Source organism: Delftia sp. NA_296.1, assembly GCF_052692095.1.
The window spans coordinates 460713-476645 of the sequence record NZ_JBQZGF010000004.1; the positions used below are offsets into that span (position 1 = coordinate 460713).

General features: G+C 67.9%; 13 protein-coding genes. 9 read left to right on the forward strand and 4 right to left on the reverse strand.

Translation table 11 applies throughout. The annotated features are described in order from the left end of the window. Positions 1 to 19 precede the first annotated feature (19 nt). The 4 genes from ACUTR7_RS12985 to ACUTR7_RS13000 form a co-directional block, all read right to left on the reverse strand. The gene (locus ACUTR7_RS12985) at positions 20 to 1108 is read right to left on the reverse strand and encodes a type VI immunity family protein (protein ID WP_445608974.1); all 1089 of its coding nucleotides are present in this window, start codon (positions 1106 to 1108) and stop codon (positions 20 to 22) included. Positions 1109 to 1146: 38 nt separating this feature from the next. Next, positions 1147 to 1902 (reverse strand): hypothetical protein, encoded by a 756-nt coding sequence (locus ACUTR7_RS12990; RefSeq protein ID WP_445608975.1) that lies wholly within the window; start codon positions 1900 to 1902, stop codon positions 1147 to 1149. 333 nt (positions 1903 to 2235) lie between these two features. Then, positions 2236 to 3501, reverse strand: a complete 1266-nt coding sequence (locus ACUTR7_RS12995) for a YeeE/YedE family protein (protein ID WP_445608976.1) — start codon at positions 3499 to 3501, stop codon at positions 2236 to 2238. Between the two features lie 174 nt (positions 3502 to 3675). Continuing rightward, on the reverse strand, positions 3676 to 4641 hold the full coding sequence (locus ACUTR7_RS13000; RefSeq protein WP_445608977.1) for a sulfurtransferase: 966 nt from the start codon (positions 4639 to 4641) through the stop codon (positions 3676 to 3678). 204 nt (positions 4642 to 4845) lie between these two features. Here ACUTR7_RS13000 and ACUTR7_RS13005 point away from each other — a divergent pair, with 204 nt between their 5' ends. From ACUTR7_RS13005 to ACUTR7_RS13045, 9 genes are all read left to right on the forward strand, one after another. Continuing rightward, positions 4846 to 6042: a multidrug effflux MFS transporter gene (locus ACUTR7_RS13005; RefSeq protein ID WP_071956594.1), complete on the forward strand. Its 1197-nt coding sequence runs from the start codon at positions 4846 to 4848 to the stop codon at positions 6040 to 6042. 29 nt (positions 6043 to 6071) lie between these two features. Beyond that, positions 6072 to 7061: a tRNA (adenosine(37)-N6)-dimethylallyltransferase MiaA gene (miaA, locus tag ACUTR7_RS13010; protein ID WP_445608978.1), complete on the forward strand. Its 990-nt coding sequence runs from the start codon at positions 6072 to 6074 to the stop codon at positions 7059 to 7061. A gap of 16 nt (positions 7062 to 7077) precedes the next feature. Beyond that, positions 7078 to 7794, forward strand: a complete 717-nt coding sequence (locus tag ACUTR7_RS13015) for an ABC transporter ATP-binding protein (RefSeq protein WP_445608979.1) — start codon at positions 7078 to 7080, stop codon at positions 7792 to 7794. 19 nt (positions 7795 to 7813) lie between these two features. Continuing rightward, on the forward strand, positions 7814 to 10381 hold the full coding sequence (locus ACUTR7_RS13020) for an FtsX-like permease family protein (protein WP_445608980.1): 2568 nt from the start codon (positions 7814 to 7816) through the stop codon (positions 10379 to 10381). Positions 10382 to 10578: 197 nt separating this feature from the next. Then, a complete protein-coding gene (locus ACUTR7_RS13025; RefSeq protein ID WP_199959888.1) occupies positions 10579 to 11277 on the forward strand; it encodes an IPTL-CTERM sorting domain-containing protein in 699 nt (232 codons plus the stop codon). Positions 11278 to 11286: 9 nt separating this feature from the next. Further along, positions 11287 to 12372, forward strand: coding sequence for a collagen-like protein (locus ACUTR7_RS13030; RefSeq protein ID WP_216294175.1), 1086 nt, complete (start codon positions 11287 to 11289; stop codon positions 12370 to 12372). 169 nt (positions 12373 to 12541) lie between these two features. Beyond that, the gene (locus ACUTR7_RS13035) at positions 12542 to 13651 is read left to right on the forward strand and encodes a glycosyltransferase (RefSeq protein WP_216294174.1); all 1110 of its coding nucleotides are present in this window, start codon (positions 12542 to 12544) and stop codon (positions 13649 to 13651) included. A gap of 26 nt (positions 13652 to 13677) precedes the next feature. After that, entirely contained in the window at positions 13678 to 14745 is a 1068-nt protein-coding gene (locus ACUTR7_RS13040; protein WP_216294173.1) for a PLP-dependent cysteine synthase family protein, read from the forward strand. Positions 14746 to 14748: 3 nt separating this feature from the next. Then, a complete protein-coding gene (locus ACUTR7_RS13045) occupies positions 14749 to 15873 on the forward strand; it encodes a lipocalin-like domain-containing protein (protein WP_445608981.1) in 1125 nt (374 codons plus the stop codon). The last annotated feature ends 60 nt before the right edge of the window (positions 15874 to 15933 follow it).

The window sequence follows — 15933 nt, forward strand, 5'->3', positions numbered from 1 at the left end:
GTTGCAGGGCCTGCATGGGTCAGAACAGATCAAACCGGCTCATGTAGGCATCGCATGCCAGCAGCCACGCATGTTCATCATTGGACCCCGAAGGCGGCGGGCCGATGAAGTTGTTGAGCCGGGATCTGGCACGGACAGGCTTGAGCAGGCGTGCCGCCTCGCCAAAGGCGGGCAGCGTCAGCCCCTGGTCCATGTCCCCCAGCCCAGGAAAATCTCCTGCGCGGATTCCCAGACAGTTGCCCACATCCCCGGCCGAAAGATACTGGCTGGCCTCCACCTGCTTGCGCACCGCTTCCCGCCCGCCCAGTTTCTCCAGCAAGGCATCGCTGACAAAACTGAGCCAGTTGATGCTGTACATGGCGTTGTTGAAGTCATGGCTAATCAATGCAAGACTGCCCAGGGCATTCAGTCCCGGAAAACGCTGCAGATAGGGATACAACACTTGTTGTCCTTTGCCGTCGGGTCCGATATTGCGCTCATCCACTGCGGGCATGACGCCCCAGCCAGCAATGGCCCAGAAGGGCTGCATCAACTCCACCATCTGGGTGGTAAGCCGGCCCACATTGTGCTCAGGTGGCTGGTCAAGAATCCACCAGGCAGGGAATGCCATGCGAATGAAAGACATGGCTGGCCCTATGCCTGGTGAAACGTGGCGATCATGCAGCCATATGTACTCCTCGTTTGCAATGCAACAGTGAAGACGAAAGTCCTGAGAATTATTTTCCCAGGCTTCTGGTGGCGATGGTTTACCAGATGCCAAGTTAAAAACCATTGCAAACCCTTTGGGATTTTTGAGGGTGCTGGGTTTGTGTTTGGCAATTCTCTCCCGCCCTTTCTTGCCACCCAGTGCAACTGGCGCCAGACCCCACCATATTGCGAGATTTTCTGGACCAACAACATCACAGAACAAATCGACCACCTTCCATGCACGCTCACGCACAGCCAATGAATCCCCGTCATGGAACACCATCTCGATCGTCCAGCCTGCTCTTGCACAAATACGCCCAAATTGGTTCTGCAATACCAGCGCCTTGAGAATATCCATCGTCGCCACGGTGGCTTTTTGTAGTTCTCTGGTGCTCAAAGGTTTGTTGAAGTCCTTCGCCATATCCGTCCTCCTTATTTCACCCAACCCCATCCATTACTTCAGAATGACAACCCGAGGACTCTCGCCAGTGCGATCCCTACCGCACCAACACCTCGCAATGCCCGCCCCAGCGCAGACGCACCGGCCGCAGCCCCGACCGCCGCCGCTGTATCCTTATTCACCCGCTCGGACAAAGAGATGGCCTTTTCCCTGTTGGCCTGCCATCGCGTTGCCTGGTTCAGCACACTTTCGTTTGCGTTTTCGCCGTCACTGTCGCAAGCACAGCTTCCAGCATCCAAGGCTTCCTTAAGAAACTTGTTTTCAAATATGTATGTATAGGCCTGAAACTGATTCATGCCGTCTGGACCAAAGTCCGATGAGTACCCATCCCCCGGAAACTTCATCTCATAGACCCGCTGCACGTTGTCCAGCACAGGCGGAAGGCGCGGGTTCTTCACCACGACCACATCCGGGATACGCGAGCCCGCAGGCCGGCTGCGCGTGGGGCGCACGGGCTCGTTGCGGGACATGACCGGCGCACCATCCCGGTACGGCACTTCCTGCTTGTAGTAGCCCCGGTAGCCTTCAAACCCATCGGCCTGCATGACCACGCCGGCCACGCAGCGCTGGCCCAGGCCGCCGGTCATGCAGCAGCAAAACAGCTCGCACAGCGCCCTGCGGTCCAGTTCGTTGTCGAAGTCCCGGGTGCCGCATACCTTGTCAAAGCCCATGAGCACGACGGCCTTGCACAGCTGCCTGGACCGCTTCAGGCGGTTGAGGGCAATGAAGGCGGGGACCAGTTGCCCGCAGCTCATGTATCCGCGCGGATGGCCAGTGGCCGCTCCACTGCCTCATTCAACTCATGGAAACGCCCTGCGCGGCCCAGTGGCGTATGGATGTCGATCCTGAATGTCATTGGCTCCTTCGCCTTTGAAAGGCGCTCCCTTCGTTCTGAAGGAAAAATAATAGGAGCAATGAATTGGGCAGGTAAATCCTATTTTCCAGACATTTCCAGGAATGACCTGCCCGCAATTGCCAGCGGTCTCCTCTGAAAACTGGCAGAAAAAAGCCTAGGACAGACAATGACCAGAAAGCCTGTTTCAGGCGCCGCTCTCGCCTGTCACTCGGCCATCATCTCCTCCTGCAGGTCAAAGCCCCCGCACTCCCGCACGCTCGTGCAGCCAACGCCGCAACACAAACCCCAACCACAGCGCCGTGAACACAGCCGCGCCAAAGACCCAGCCCGACAGCGCGCCCGCCATGCTGCCCGACAGCAGCGTGCCAATGGTGCAGCCCAGCCCCGTCATGGCGCCCCATCCCAGCAAGGCGCCACCGGCCAGGCCGCGTGCCGCATCGCGCCAGGTGGGGCGACGCGGCGTCCACTGGCGGCTGGCCACGGCAGCGCCCCAGGCACCGGCCACCAGGCCCAGCAGCAGCACGGCATGGGGCGTGAGCAGGCTGTTGAGTACGGCCGTGGCGCATCCGCCCAGGGTATCCAGGCCATGCAGGCGCTCGGGCACCCAGCCGCCCGCCTGGGCCCAGCCGCGCACGGTGCTGCCCAGCGTGGTGGTCACGCCCAGCGGCCGCATGCGCACGATGGCGGCGGCCGCGATCAGGCCCACGGCCAAGCCGCCCAGCGCGGCATTCCAACGGCCTTGCCACAGTGACAGCCACAGCTGGCGCAGGCCCGGTGGCTGCGCCGGTTCTGCCGCAGGCCGGGGCTGTGCACGGCCCGAGCGCCCATGAATGCGCCAGACCCAGGCCGCCAGCAGGCCCAGCACGGCCAGTTGCAGCGCCAGCGCGCCGCCATAGCCCAGATGGGCCGGCAGCCAGATGACGGGCGCATCGGCAATGGCCAGGCTGTACAGCGGGTTCCAGCTGCGAAACCCCAGCACGAAGCCCAGGCCCGTGCCGACCAGGGCAAACGGCGCCACGGGCGAGCCCTCGCCCAGCCGGTACCAGTGGGCGCTGATGCACGAGCCCGAGACCGACATGCCCGCGCCAAAGGCCAGGCCCGCAAGGACCAGCACCCAGCTCACGGGACCTATGTGCATGTCGGGCGGCAACTGGCCCGGCTGGGGCACGGCCACCCAGCTGCCCAGCACCACGGTCATGCCCGCCGATCCCACGGCCAGCGCCAGCAGGATGGAGAGCACGCCGCGCGGATCGCCGAACTCGAACCAGTCGCGCGCATGGCAGTAAAAGCAAAAGCGCGAGCGCTGCAGCACCAGCCCCAGCAGCAGGCCCAGCGCCAGCGCAAAGACCAGGGTGCGCCCGCCGCCTTGCAGCTGCAGCTGCGCCGCCACAGGCCAGGCTGCGGCCAGCACGGCGGCCAAGGGCAGCCATCTGGTCCAGTCCCTTGCCCTGTGCCCGCCATTCACGTTCTGCGTGTGCTCACCGGTCACGCTTGTCATTCCTGCCCCCTTTGTTGCCATCAACGCATAAAAAAAGGGGCCCGCAGTCTGCGGGCCCCAAAGGAGCCGAGCTTTTGCCAAAGCCACTCGTCACCACCCCTGATCCGTCGAACCAAGAGCACCGACACCCCTCGCCCGGCCCCCGCCTTCAAGACAGGTTGATCGACTGCAGGATCATTTCGCGGCCCAGACCGTGCCGGCCGGGTTGTTGATCGGCACACCCACGGAGTTGCCGTATTCGGTCCACGAGCCGTCGTAGTTGCGCACTTGGTAGCCCAGGATCTTGGACAGCGCAAACCAGGTGTGGCTGGAGCGCTCGCCGATGCGGCAGTAGGTGATGACGGGCTTGCTGCCGTCGATGCCCACGCCCGCATAGAGCTTCTTGAGTTCTTCGGCGGACTTGAAGCTGCCGTCCTCGCGCACGGCCTGCCCCCAGGGCACGTTGACGGCGCCGGGGATGTGGCCGGCGCGGATGGCCAGCTCCGGCACGCCGGCCGGGGCGAAGACCTTGCCCTGGTATTCGTCGGCCGAGCGGATGTCGACGAGCTTGGCGTCGCTGCGTCCCTCGGCCGAGGCCAGCGCATCGGTCAGGCGCGCGCGCAGCGCGGTGTTGACCTTGCCCACGCGGTAGGTGGTGGCCGCATATTCCGGGGCGCGGTTGTTGAGGGGGCGGTTCTCGGCCTCCCACTTCTTGCGGCCGCCGTCCAGCAGCTTGACGTTCTGCACGCCATAGATGTCGAAGACCCAGGCCCCCCAGGCTGCGAACCAGTTGTTGGTATCGCCGTACAGCACGACCGTGTTGCCGTCCTTCACACCGGCCTGGGACAGCAGCTTCTCGAACTGCTCCTTGCCCACGATGTCGCGGCGCACCTTGTCATTGAGGTCGTTGTGCCAAGAGAAGTTGACGGCGCCCGGCACATGGGAGCGTTCGTACAGGCCGGGGTTGACGCTGACCTCGACGATGCGCACATCGGTGCGGTTGAGGTTGGCCGCCAACCATTCGGTGCTGACCAGCGGGCCTTCGGGCACAGGCGCATTGGCATGGGCCGCACCACCGACCAGGGCCACGCCCCACAGCAGGGTGCACGCCCCCTGGCGCAGCGCGGCGGGAAGGGAGGAGAAAGCGGTCAGCGTTGCCATTGCGGTCCTTTGTTCACAGTTGCGTTGATCGGGTTGATTCCTCTGCAATGCAATGTAGGCAGGGCCCGGCCGGTTCCCAACTGCGCAATCCGCAGATGGATATGCACCGCCGGAACATGGACAGCGGCACCCCTTGTTCTCTGCTACCCTCGGTCGCCTATGTCAGCGCCCCTGTCTCCCGCCGCCGCGCAAGCGCAGCCGGCCATGTCCCCCGTCCTGGTCGTCGTCCTGCTCGGCCTGCTGCTGGGACTGCAGCCGCTGGCCACCGACCTGTACCTGCCGGCCCTGCCGTCGATACAGGCGGCCTTCTCCACCCAGGTGTCCCAGGTGCAGCTCACGCTGACGGCGTTCCTGCTGGCCTTCGGCTGCTCGCAGCTGGCCTGGGGGCCGCTGTCCGACCGCTTCGGGCGCCGGCCCATCCTGCTGGCGGGCATGTCCATCTACGTGCTGGCCGCGCTGGGCAGCGCCAGCGCCGAGACCATGGAGTCGCTGATCGCCTGGCGCGCGCTGCAGGGGGCATCGCTGGGCGCCGGCGTGATGTGTGCGCGCGCCATGGTGCGCGACCTGTTCGCGCCGCACCTGGGTGCCCAGGTCATGTCCAAGGCGCTGACCGGGCTGGGCGTGATCGCCTTCCTGAGCCCCGTCAGCGGCAGCCTGCTGGTGGATTCGCTGGGCTGGCGCTCGACCATGCTGGCCCAGGCGGTGATGGGTGCGCTGGCCCTGCTGCTGGTGGCCCTGCGCTTCACGGAGACACTGGCCCGCACCAATCCCACGGCGCTGCAGCCGCTGGCCCTGGCGCGCAACTGGATCACCATCTTGCGCCACCCGGGATTCCAGTCCTACCAGTTGCTGACCTGCTGCACCTATGCGGCCCTGTTCACCAACCTGGCCGCATCTTCCTTCACCTATATCCATGTGCTGGGCGTGAGCCGCACGGGCTACGGCCTGCTGATGGGCAGCAATGCGCTGTGCTACATCGCGGGCACCTTCCTGTGCCGCTGGCTGCTGCAGCGCATGGATGTGCGGCGCGCCGTGCAGATTGCCGGGCTGGCCAGCCTGCTGTCGGCCACGGCCATCGGCATTGCGGCGCTGGCCGATGCGCGCAGCCTCTGGGCCTATGCCCTGCCCTTCTATATCTTCCAGATCGCCCATGGCGTGCACATGCCCTGCGGCCAGAGCAATGCCATCGCGCCCTTCCCGCAGTCGGCGGGCACGGCCTCGGCGCTCAACGGCTTCACCATGATGCTCATCGCCTTTGCCATGGGACACTGGCTGGGCCTGCACCTGGACGGCCAGTCCACCCGGCCCATGGCCTTCGGCATCTGGTTCTGGGGCGTGTGCACGGCCCTGGTCGCCTGGGGGCTGGTGCGCCGCCACGGCCGGGTCGATGGCCACCGCTGATTCCACTTTCCTGCGTTCCCGTTTCTCGAATGTCCACCGCTTCCACGCTCCCATGCCTGGCCATCGCCGGCCCCACCGCTTCCGGCAAGACCGCTGCCGCCCTGGCCCTGGCCAGGCTGTTGGCCGAACGCGGCCAGGCCGCAGAAATCATCAGCGTGGACTCGGCCCTGGTCTATCGCGGCATGGACATCGGCACGGCCAAGCCCACGCCCGAAGAACTGGCTGCCTGCCCCCATCACCTGATCGATATCCGCGACCCGCTGCAGGCCTACAGCGCGGCCGAATTCGTGCAGGACACGCAGCGCCTGGTGGCCGAGATCCGCGCGCGCGGCGCCCTGCCGCTGCTGGTGGGCGGCACCATGCTGTATTTCAAGGCCCTGCAGGATGGCATTGACGACATGCCGGCCGCCGACCCCGCCGTGCGCGAGCGGCTGGACGCCCAGGCCGCGCAGATCGGCTGGCCCGCCATGCATGCGCTGCTGGCCCAGGTCGATCCCACCACGGCAGCACGCCTGGCGCCGGCCGACAGCCAGCGCATACAGCGCGCGCTGGAGGTCTGGCATGTGTCGGGCAAACCGCTGTCCAGCTTTCATACGCGGGCGGGCAAGGATGCGGCACAGGGCCTGATCAGCCCCGGCGGCTTCTTCTCGCTGGAGCCGCAGGACCGCGCCTGGCTGCATGCGCGCATCGCCCAGCGCTTCGACGCCATGCTGGACGCCGGTTTCATCGACGAAGTGCAACAGCTGCGCGCGCGCGGCGACCTGCACCTGGACCTGCCCTCCATCCGCTGCGTGGGCTACCGCCAGGCCTGGGAATCGCTGGACGGCCTGTACTCCATGAACTCGCTGCGCGAACGCGGCATTGCCGCCACGCGCCAGCTGGCCAAGCGCCAGATCACCTGGCTGCGCAGCATGCCCGCCCGCCATGCCATTGCCTGCGATGCGCCCGATGCCCAGCAGCAACTGCTGCAGGCAGCGATGGCCGTGGTGGCTGCAGCAAACCAGGCCCGCAACGGCTGAACAGGAAACCGCCTTCATGACTGCCGCGCCCCGGGACAACACGCCACTGACTCAGCCGCCGCTGCTTCAGGTCCAGGGCCTGGCGCGGCGCTACCGCAACGACGGCGGCACGGAAACCGCCGTCTTCGAGAACGTGGACTGCAGCGTCGCGCGCGGCGAGTTCGTGGCCATCGTGGGTGACTCGGGCGTGGGCAAGTCCACCTTTCTCAACTGCCTGGCCGGGCTCGATGAATGGCAGCAGGGCCGCGTGCTGCACGAAGGCCAGGACCTGTCGGCCCTGGATGAAACCGGCCGTGCGCTGTGGCGGCGCAGCCATGTGGGCTTCGTGTTCCAGGCCTTCCATGTGCTGCCGCACCTGGATGTCTGGCACAACGTGGCCCTGCCGCTGATGCTGCTGCAGCGGCTGGATGCGGCGGGCCGCCAGCGCGTGCCGCAACTGCTGCAGGCCGTCGGGCTGCAGGGGCTGGAGCAGCGCCTGCCCTGGCAGCTCAGCGGCGGCCAGCTGCAGCGCGTGGCCATTGCACGCGCCCTGGTCCACGGCCCGGCCCTGCTGCTGGCCGACGAGCCCACCGGCAACCTGGACCCCGGCACGGCCGCACAGGTCATGGAACTGCTGCTGCAGCAGACCCGGGAACACCAGGCCGCCCTGGTGCTGGTCACGCACTCCATCGAGGCCGCGCGCCGTGCCGACCGCGTGCTGCGCCTGACCGCACAGGGCATGCAGCCCGCCTAGCGCCAAAGATCGCTCGCCCATGCTCGCCCTGCTTCGCACCTTTTCCTGGCAGGAGCTGCGCCAGCATCCCTGGCGCACGGCCACCGCCCTGGTGGCCATCATGCTGGGCGTGGCGCTGGGCTTTGCCGTGCATGTGATCAACCAGTCCGCGCTCGATGAGTTCTCGCGCGCCGTGCGCACGGTCAGCGGCCAGCCGGACCTGGAGCTGCGTGCCATGCAGGGCGGCCTGCCCGAATCGCTGTATGGCCGTGTTGCGCAGCAGCCCCAGGTCAGCCTGGCCGCCCCCTGGATCGAAGCCACGGCCCTGGCCGGCACCGCCACGCCGGTGCAGTTGCGCGTGCTGGGCGGCGATGCGCTGCGGCTGGCGCCCGTGGCGCCTGCGCTCATGCCCCGGCTGTTCGATGGCGGCGGGCGGCTGGACCTGTTCGCGCCCGATGCGGTCTTCCTCAATGCAACGGCACTCGAAGCCCTGGGCCTGACGCCGGAGCAGGCGCGGCACACGCCCCTGCCATGGCAACTGGGCGGGCGCGCGCAGACCCTGCGCATCGCGGGCACGGTGGCCGCATCCGGCCCGCCGCTGGCCGTGATGGACATCGGCGCGCTGCAGGACAGCCTGCAGCGCTGGGGCCAGGTGGACCGCATCGATGTGCTGCTGGCCGAAGGCGCCACGCGCGAGTCCCTGCTGGCCGAGCTGCGCCGCCTGCCCGACTGGCCCGCCCAGGCCCTGGCCAGCCGCCCCGGCGACGACCAGCAGCGAATTGCCGAGATGTCGCGCGCCTACCGCGTCAACCTCACGGTGCTGGCCCTGGTGGCGCTGTTCACGGGGGCGTTCCTGGTGTTCTCGGTGCTGGCGCTCAGCGTGGCCCAGCGCGCGCCGCAGTTCGCCCTGCTGGCCGTGCTGGGACTGACGCCTCGCCAGCGCCTGGGCCTGGTGCTGCTGGAATCGCTGCTGCTGGGCATGGTGGGCAGCGCGGCCGGCATTGCGCTGGGCGCGGGCCTGGCCTGGCTGGCCCTGCACCTGCTGGGCGGTGACCTGGGCGGCGGCTACTTTGCCGGCGTGCAGCCCGCGCTGCAGTGGAGCGCCGGCGCCGCGCTGACCTTTGGACTGCTCGGCGTGGCCGCCACCGTGGCTGGCGGCTGGTGGCCGGCGCGCCAGGCGATGGAGTTGCAGCCCGCCGCCACGCTCAAGGGCCAGGGTGCGGGCTCCGAACGCGCGGCGCGCGGCCTGCCGGCCCTGCTGCTGATGGCAGCCAGCGTGGCCCTGGCCTTTGTGCCGCCCGTGGCCGGCATTCCCCTGGCTGCCTATGCAGCCGTGGCCCTGCTGCTGCTGGGCGGCATGGCCGCCCTGCCCTGGCTGCTGGGCCAGCTGTTGCGCCTGGTGCCGCAATCGCTGCTGCGCCAGCCGCTGGCCCTGCTGCCCGTGGAGCGCGCACGGCGCATGCGCCGCAGCACCACCGTGGCCGTGGGCGGCGTGGTGGCCAGCCTGAGCCTGGCCGTGGCGCTGACCGTGATGGTGGCCAGCTTCAGGGACAGCATGATCGCCTGGCTGGACGCCGTGCTGCCCGCCCCGCTGTACCTGCGCACCGCCGGCAGCGCAGGCCGTGCCGATGCCGCGCCCCTGCCCGCCGATCTGGCCGCGCGCATTGCCGCCCTGCCTGGCGTGCAGCGCGCCCAGCCCATGCGCAGCACCAGCCTGTGGCTCAGCCCGGATCGCCCCGCCGTTAGCCTGCTGCTGCGTCCGCTGCATGGCCCCCAGGGCCAGCAGTTGCCGTGGATACAAGGCCCCGTGCAAGCGCCCGCTGGCAGCACGCCCGTCTATGTCAGTGAAGCCGTGGCCCAACTCTATGGCGTGCGGCCGGGCCAGGAGTGGCCGCTGCTGGCCCAGGCCCTGCCGTCGGAAGATTCCAGCGTGTTTGTGGCCGGCATCTGGCGCGACTATGTGCGCCAGTTCGGCGCCATCGCCATGGACTGGGACGACTACCAACGGCTTGCCGACGGCAGCGCCACCACGGCAGGCCCCACCGAAATCGCCATCTGGCCGGACGGCGACGACACGGCCACGGCCCAGCAGCTTCAGGCGCGCATCCAGTCCCTGCTCGCCGGGCCGGGCGCCGCGCAGGCCCTGGAGTTCGCCAGCAGCGGCGCGCTGCGCGAGCGCTCCATGCGCATCTTCGACCGCAGCTTTGCCGTGACCTACTGGCTACAGGCCGTGGCCATCGGCATCGGGCTGTTCGGCATCGCGGCCAGCTTCAGCGCCCAGGTGCTGGCGCGGCGCAAGGAATTCGGCCTGCTGGCCCACCTGGGGCTGACGCGGCGCGACATCCTGGCCGTGGTGGCTGGCGAAGGCATGGCCTGGACCACGGCGGGCGCCATCGCCGGCAGCCTGCTGGGCCTGGGCGTGGCCGTGATCCTGGTGCACGTGGTGAATCCGCAAAGCTTTCACTGGACCATGGAGCTGTCCCTGCCGTGGCCCCGCCTTTTGGCGCTGGCTGCCAGCGTGATCGCAGCAGGTACGCTGACGGCCTGGCTGGCCGGGCGTGCGGCTGCAGGGCGCGAGGCAGTGCTGGCGGTCAAGGAGGATTGGTAAACCCCATCCCTCCGCGCAAACCGATAGCCTGCTAAAAATGAAAACGCATAATCAATTGTTAATTTTTCTTACAAGAGAATCATTTTCTATCTGATCATTCGCCCGACTTCGGCAGTGCTGCGCCCTATCCACGGGGGTGCCTGCCTCTACAAAAATCAGACAGGCGCATTGCCGTCTGTACGCGGGAGATCGGACTCATGGCAGGTTTCGGAAAACGTTGGGCGGCGTCGCTGGCCCTGGGCACGGCGCTGTGCGGCTCGGCGTGGGGACAGATGGTCGTTCCGGCGGGAGGCAGCATCGATCTGGCCGGCGGCTCATTCCAGCTGCCATGCACGGCGGTCCTCATGCAGGGCGAGTTGACACTGGGCACAGGGACGTTCGACACGGGGTCCTTCAGCTTCGACACCGGCGCGACGGTCACCGGCGCCGGGGGCCAGCTCAACGTCAGCGGCGATCTCACCAGCACCGTGCCGTTGAACCTGGGCACCAGCAGCGTGGTGCTGTCCGACTCGTGCGCAGCCGGCTCCACCCTGCAACTGAGCGGCAACATCATCGTGAAGGACCTCACGCTGATCAGCACCAGCGCAACGCCTCCCACCATCGTTCTGCCGGCAGGCACCAACCTCACGGTGCTGGGCACCCTTACCCTGGGCTCTCCTGGCAGGCCGGTGGTACTGACCTCTTCCGGCCCTGGCACCGCCGTGGTGACCATGGGGCCGTCGGCGACCCTGGTCAACAGCAGCGGCAGCGTGGTGCCTGGCAACGTGCAGATCGGAGCGCCTGTGGTGACGGCTCCGGCCAGCATTCCCACGCTCAGCACCTACGGGCTGATGCTGATGAGCCTGTTGCTGGGCGGCATGGCCCTGCACCGCCAGCGCCGCAACACACGGATCTGAGGGGCGGACATGCAACAGAACCGTCTCCCTGTCCCGGCCTTGCTGCTTGCGATGTTTGCGGGCGCAGGCCTGCACACCTCCGCAGCACTCGCGGCCGATGTCTCCATCACCCTGCCAGCCAATGGCGATTTCGTGATCAAGAACTCCGTGGGCGCCGAGCGGCTGCGGGTGCAGCGTACCGGCGAGGTACTGGTTCCGGCCCTGCCGGCCGATACGGCCACCAGCAACCAGTTGCTGTGTTTTGATGGCGTCTCGGGCCAGCTCACGCATTGCGCGGCGGGCGTGGGTGGAGGTGCCACGGGAGCGACAGGCGCCACGGGGGCCACAGGTTCGACAGGTGCCATCGGCCCTGCAGGCGCTACGGGCGCAGCCGGCCCGACCGGACCCACAGGTGCCGCCGGTGTCACCGGAGCAACAGGACCCACGGGCGCCGGCATCACGGGAGCGGCCGGCCCCACGGGTCCGCAGGGCATTCAGGGCACGATGGGACCGACCGGCGCCACGGGGATCGGGGAGATCGGGCCCATGGGCCCACAAGGCATCCAGGGCATACAGGGTGTCACGGGCGCCACGGGCGATGCAGGGCCCACTGGACCCACCGGCCCCGCAGGCGGGGGGGGCGTCACCCTCAGGGACAACAGCGGCGCCATATTGGGAACGTTGATCGACATGAACACGGCCAACTACAGCACCGTCGGCGTGCTTACCTCGACCCGTCATTTCTTAAGAATGCGCTTCGACGGCCGTATCCAGAACGACAACAACCTGTTCTTTCTCACGCCCGACTGCACGGGCACGCCCTACATGGCGTCAGGAGGGTCGGTGGAGGGCATCCCTCGCTTTGCCAAGACGCTGGTCTATGCCAAGGTCAACAACAAGACCTATAGCTTGAGCGGTGCCAATGCCAACGGCGTGGTGCTGTCGCAAAGCCAGACCAGCCTGGGCATTGACGTGACATCCACCGAGGACATTCTTTCGGGCGACTGCACAGGAAGTACTTCCAACCAGGCAGTGTTCCCTCTCGTCGAGACGCTTCTCAGCAACGCGGGTCTGCCGGCAAGCATCACTGCGCCGCTGCAGTTTTCGGCGCCCTGAATCGGTATGCATCCAAGCATCACAGGAACCCTGGATCGTCGCACCTGCTGCATCCACTCCCGTCGCATCCGGACCCTGTGCCCCAGTGCAGGCATGTTCAGCACAGCAGCGCAGGCCGCCGACGTGGGCACTGCCGTGACGTGCCAATAGGCTCGCGCAAAGCCACACCATGCCTGGTTCCACGCCGCGCAAACGCCCAGGCTCTGCTGCCCGCATCTGCCTGAACATGATCGTCAAGAACGAGGCCCCGGTGATCGCGCGTTGCCTGGCCTCGGTCAGGCCGTGGGTGGACCACTGGGTGATCGTGGACACGGGCTCCAGCGATGGCACGCAGGCCCTGGTGCGCCAGTGCATGGAGGGCGTGCCTGGCAGCCTGCATGAGCGGCCCTGGGTGGACTTCGCCCACAACCGCAACGAGGCGCTGGAGCTGGCGCGGCCGCACGGCGACTACCTGCTGTTCATCGATGCCGACGAGCAGCTGCGCGTGCCCGAAGGCTTTGCATGGCCGGCGCTGGAGGCGGACGGCTGCATGCTGTCCTGCCACATGGCGGGCACCGAATACCAGCGCAATGCGCTGATCGCCACGCGCGTGGACTGGCGCTGGGAAGGCGTGCTGCACGAGTACCTGACCGCGCCTGCGCACCAGCCCTGGCAGATGCTTGCAGGGCCGTTCATCGATGTCTCGCACGACGGCGCGCGGGCCCGGGACCCGCAGACCTACCTGCGCGACATCGCCGTGCTCGAGAAGGCCGTGCGCGAGCAGCCCGACAACACGCGCAACGTGTTCTATCTGGCGCAAAGCCACCGCGACGCGGGCCAGATCGAGTCCAGCCTGCATTGGTACCGGCAGCGCGCCGCCATGGGCGGCTGGGCCGAGGAGCAGTGGTTTGCGCTGTTGCAGATCGGCGTGCTGCTGGAGCGCTCGGGCGCCGAGCCGGCCGCCGTGCGCGAGGCCTATCTCACCGCCTATGCCGCGCGACCGCAGCGGGCCGAGCCCCTGTGCGAGCTGGCGCGCTACCACCGCGAGCGGTCCGAGTTCGCCCTGGCCTGCCTCTATGCGCGCCAGGCCGCCGCGCTGCCGCGCCCGGCCGAGGACATCCTGTTCATCGACGCCCAGGTCTACGCCTGGCGCGCGCTGGACGAGCTGGCCGTCAGCGCCTTCTACACCCCGCTGCGCGACCTGGGTCGCGCCGCGCTGCAGCAGTTGCTGGCCGAACGCCGCTACCCCGCCAGCGAGCAGACACGCATCGAGGCCAACCGCCCGTTCTACGGCCTGTAGCCACGTGGGCAGGGCAGCCTGCGACAATGGCCGCCATGCCGCACACCACCTCTTCCTGGCTGCACGAGGCCATCAACCGCATCGAGGCCGATTACCAGCGCAGTGCCGACACGCACCTGATCCCGCTGCCCCTGCCCGGCTTTGCCGACCTGGGGATCGACCTCTACCTCAAGGACGAATCCACCCACCCCACGGGCAGCCTCAAGCACCGGCTGGCGCGCTCGCTGTTTCTCTATGCGCTGTGCAATGGCTGGGTGCATGAGGGCTCGACCATCGTCGAGGCATCGAGCGGCTCCACGGCCGTGAGCGAGGCGTATTTCGCGCGCCTGCTGGGCCTGCCCTTCGTGGCCGTGATGCCGCGCAGCACCTCGGCCGAGAAGATTGCGCTGATCGAGTTCTACGGCGGCCGCTGCCATCTGGTGGACAGCGCAGGCCAGGTCTACGACGAGGCACGCGCCGTGGCCGCGCAGACCGGCGGCCACTACATGGACCAGTTCACCTATGCCGAGCGCGCCACCGACTGGCGTGGCAACAACAATATTGCGGAGAGCATGTTCACCCAGATGCGGCGCGAGCGCCATGCCGTGCCGCGCTGGATCGTGGTGGGCGCGGGCACGGGCGGTACCAGCGCCACCATCGGCCGCTACGTGCGTTTCCAGCGCCATGCCACGGGCATCTGCGTGGCCGACCCCGAGGGCTCGGTGTTCGCCGCCTACCACCGCACGGGCGATCCCACCCTCACCGCGCCGGGCTCGCGCATCGAAGGCATAGGCCGCCCGCGCGTGGAGCCCAGCTTTGTGCGCACCCTGGTGGACCGCATGGAGGAGGTGGCGGACTGCGATTCCCTGGCCGCCATGCGCAGCCTGTCCGCACTGCTGGGCCGGCGCGTGGGGCCGTCCACGGGCACCAACTACGTGGCCATGCTCAGGCTGGCCAGCGAGATGCGCCAGCGCGGCGAGCAGGGCTCCATCCTCTCGCTGCTGTGCGATGCGGGCGAGCGCTACCTGCCCACCTACCATGATGCGGACTGGGTGATGCAGCGCATTGGCGACTGCGGGCCGGCCCAGGCACGCATCGCGCAGTTGCAAAGCTGATCCATGATGCCCCTGCCCCGCCGCCATCTGCTGGGACTGGCTGCCGGCCTGGGCCTGGGGGCGGCAGGACTGCCCGCCCAGGCACTGCCGCCACGCACGCTGGTCTTCCCGCGCGACCATGGCAGCCACCCCGGGCTGCGCACCGAATGGTGGTACATCACCGGCCAGGCACGCGCGGCGGGCCAGGCCTGGGGTTTCCAGATCACCTTCTTCCGGTCACGCGTGCAGGCCACGCAGGAGCTGCGCTCCGCCTTTGCGGCGCGCCAGCTGCTGTTTGCCCATGCGGCGCTGTGCGATGTGCAGGGCGCCCGCCTGCACCACGACCAGCGCATCGCACGCGCAGGCTTTGGCATTGCCCAGGCCAGCGAGGCCGATGCCGACGTGCGGCTGCAGGACTGGTCGCTGCAGCGCACCGATGAAGACACCGGTAACGGCGAGGCCGAACGCTACACCACCCGCATACGCAGCACCGCATTCGCACTGGACCTGCGCTTCGAGACCCGCGAGCACCCGCTGCTGCAGGGCCGCGCCGGCCTCTCGCGCAAGGGGCCGGAACCCGAGCAGGCCAGCTACTACTACAGCCGCCCGCAACTGCAGGTGAGCGGCACGCTGGAGCTGGCAGGCCAGCGCATGGAGATCGAAGCCGCGCGCGAACCCGGTGACAACCGCGCCTGGCTGGACCATGAATGGAGCCGGGCCCTGATGCACCCCGAGGCCGTGGGCTGGGACTGGATAGGCATGAACCTGTTCGACGGCGGTGCGCTCACGGCCTTCCGAGTGCGCCGCAGCGATGGCAGCGCGCTGTGGGCCGGAGGCTCGCTGCGCGGCGCCGATGGCAAGGCACAGGTCTTCGCCCACGATGCCGTGCGGTTCACACCGCTGCGCCACTGGAGCAGCCTCGCCAGCGGCGCGCGCTACCCCGTGCAATGGCAGGTGGACACGCCCGCTGGCCGCTTCACCGTGAACGCCCTGGTCGATGACCAGGAGCTGGACAGCAGCGCCTCCACCGGCGCCATCTACTGGGAGGGCCTGTGCAGCCTCCAAAAGCCGACCGGCCCGGGCCAGGAGGCGCGAGCCGGTCAGGGATACCTGGAGATGACGGGCTACGCCCGGCCGCTGCAGTTGTAGCTATAGCAGTCAAGAGCATGGGCACGTAGCCCACCCCCTTGAAACCGTCCCAACCCGGCT

Coding starts and splice junctions, on each gene's coding strand:
- ACUTR7_RS13005 (WP_071956594.1), top strand. CDS start 4,846: ATGTCCCCCGTCCTGGTCGTCGTCCTGCTCGGCCTGCTGCTGGGACTG.
- ACUTR7_RS13025 (WP_199959888.1), top strand. CDS start 10,579: ATGGCAGGTTTCGGAAAACGTTGGGCGGCGTCGCTGGCCCTGGGCACG.
- ACUTR7_RS12990 (WP_445608975.1), bottom strand. CDS start 1,902: ATGAGCTGCGGGCAACTGGTCCCCGCCTTCATTGCCCTCAACCGCCTG.
- miaA (WP_445608978.1), top strand. CDS start 6,072: ATGTCCACCGCTTCCACGCTCCCATGCCTGGCCATCGCCGGCCCCACC.
- ACUTR7_RS13040 (WP_216294173.1), top strand. CDS start 13,678: ATGGCCGCCATGCCGCACACCACCTCTTCCTGGCTGCACGAGGCCATC.
- ACUTR7_RS13020 (WP_445608980.1), top strand. CDS start 7,814: ATGCTCGCCCTGCTTCGCACCTTTTCCTGGCAGGAGCTGCGCCAGCAT.
- ACUTR7_RS12995 (WP_445608976.1), bottom strand. CDS start 3,501: ATGACAAGCGTGACCGGTGAGCACACGCAGAACGTGAATGGCGGGCAC.
- ACUTR7_RS13045 (WP_445608981.1), top strand. CDS start 14,749: ATGATGCCCCTGCCCCGCCGCCATCTGCTGGGACTGGCTGCCGGCCTG.
- ACUTR7_RS13035 (WP_216294174.1), top strand. CDS start 12,542: ATGCCTGGTTCCACGCCGCGCAAACGCCCAGGCTCTGCTGCCCGCATC.
- ACUTR7_RS13000 (WP_445608977.1), bottom strand. CDS start 4,641: ATGGCAACGCTGACCGCTTTCTCCTCCCTTCCCGCCGCGCTGCGCCAG.
- ACUTR7_RS12985 (WP_445608974.1), bottom strand. CDS start 1,108: ATGGCGAAGGACTTCAACAAACCTTTGAGCACCAGAGAACTACAAAAA.
- ACUTR7_RS13030 (WP_216294175.1), top strand. CDS start 11,287: ATGCAACAGAACCGTCTCCCTGTCCCGGCCTTGCTGCTTGCGATGTTT.
- ACUTR7_RS13015 (WP_445608979.1), top strand. CDS start 7,078: ATGACTGCCGCGCCCCGGGACAACACGCCACTGACTCAGCCGCCGCTG.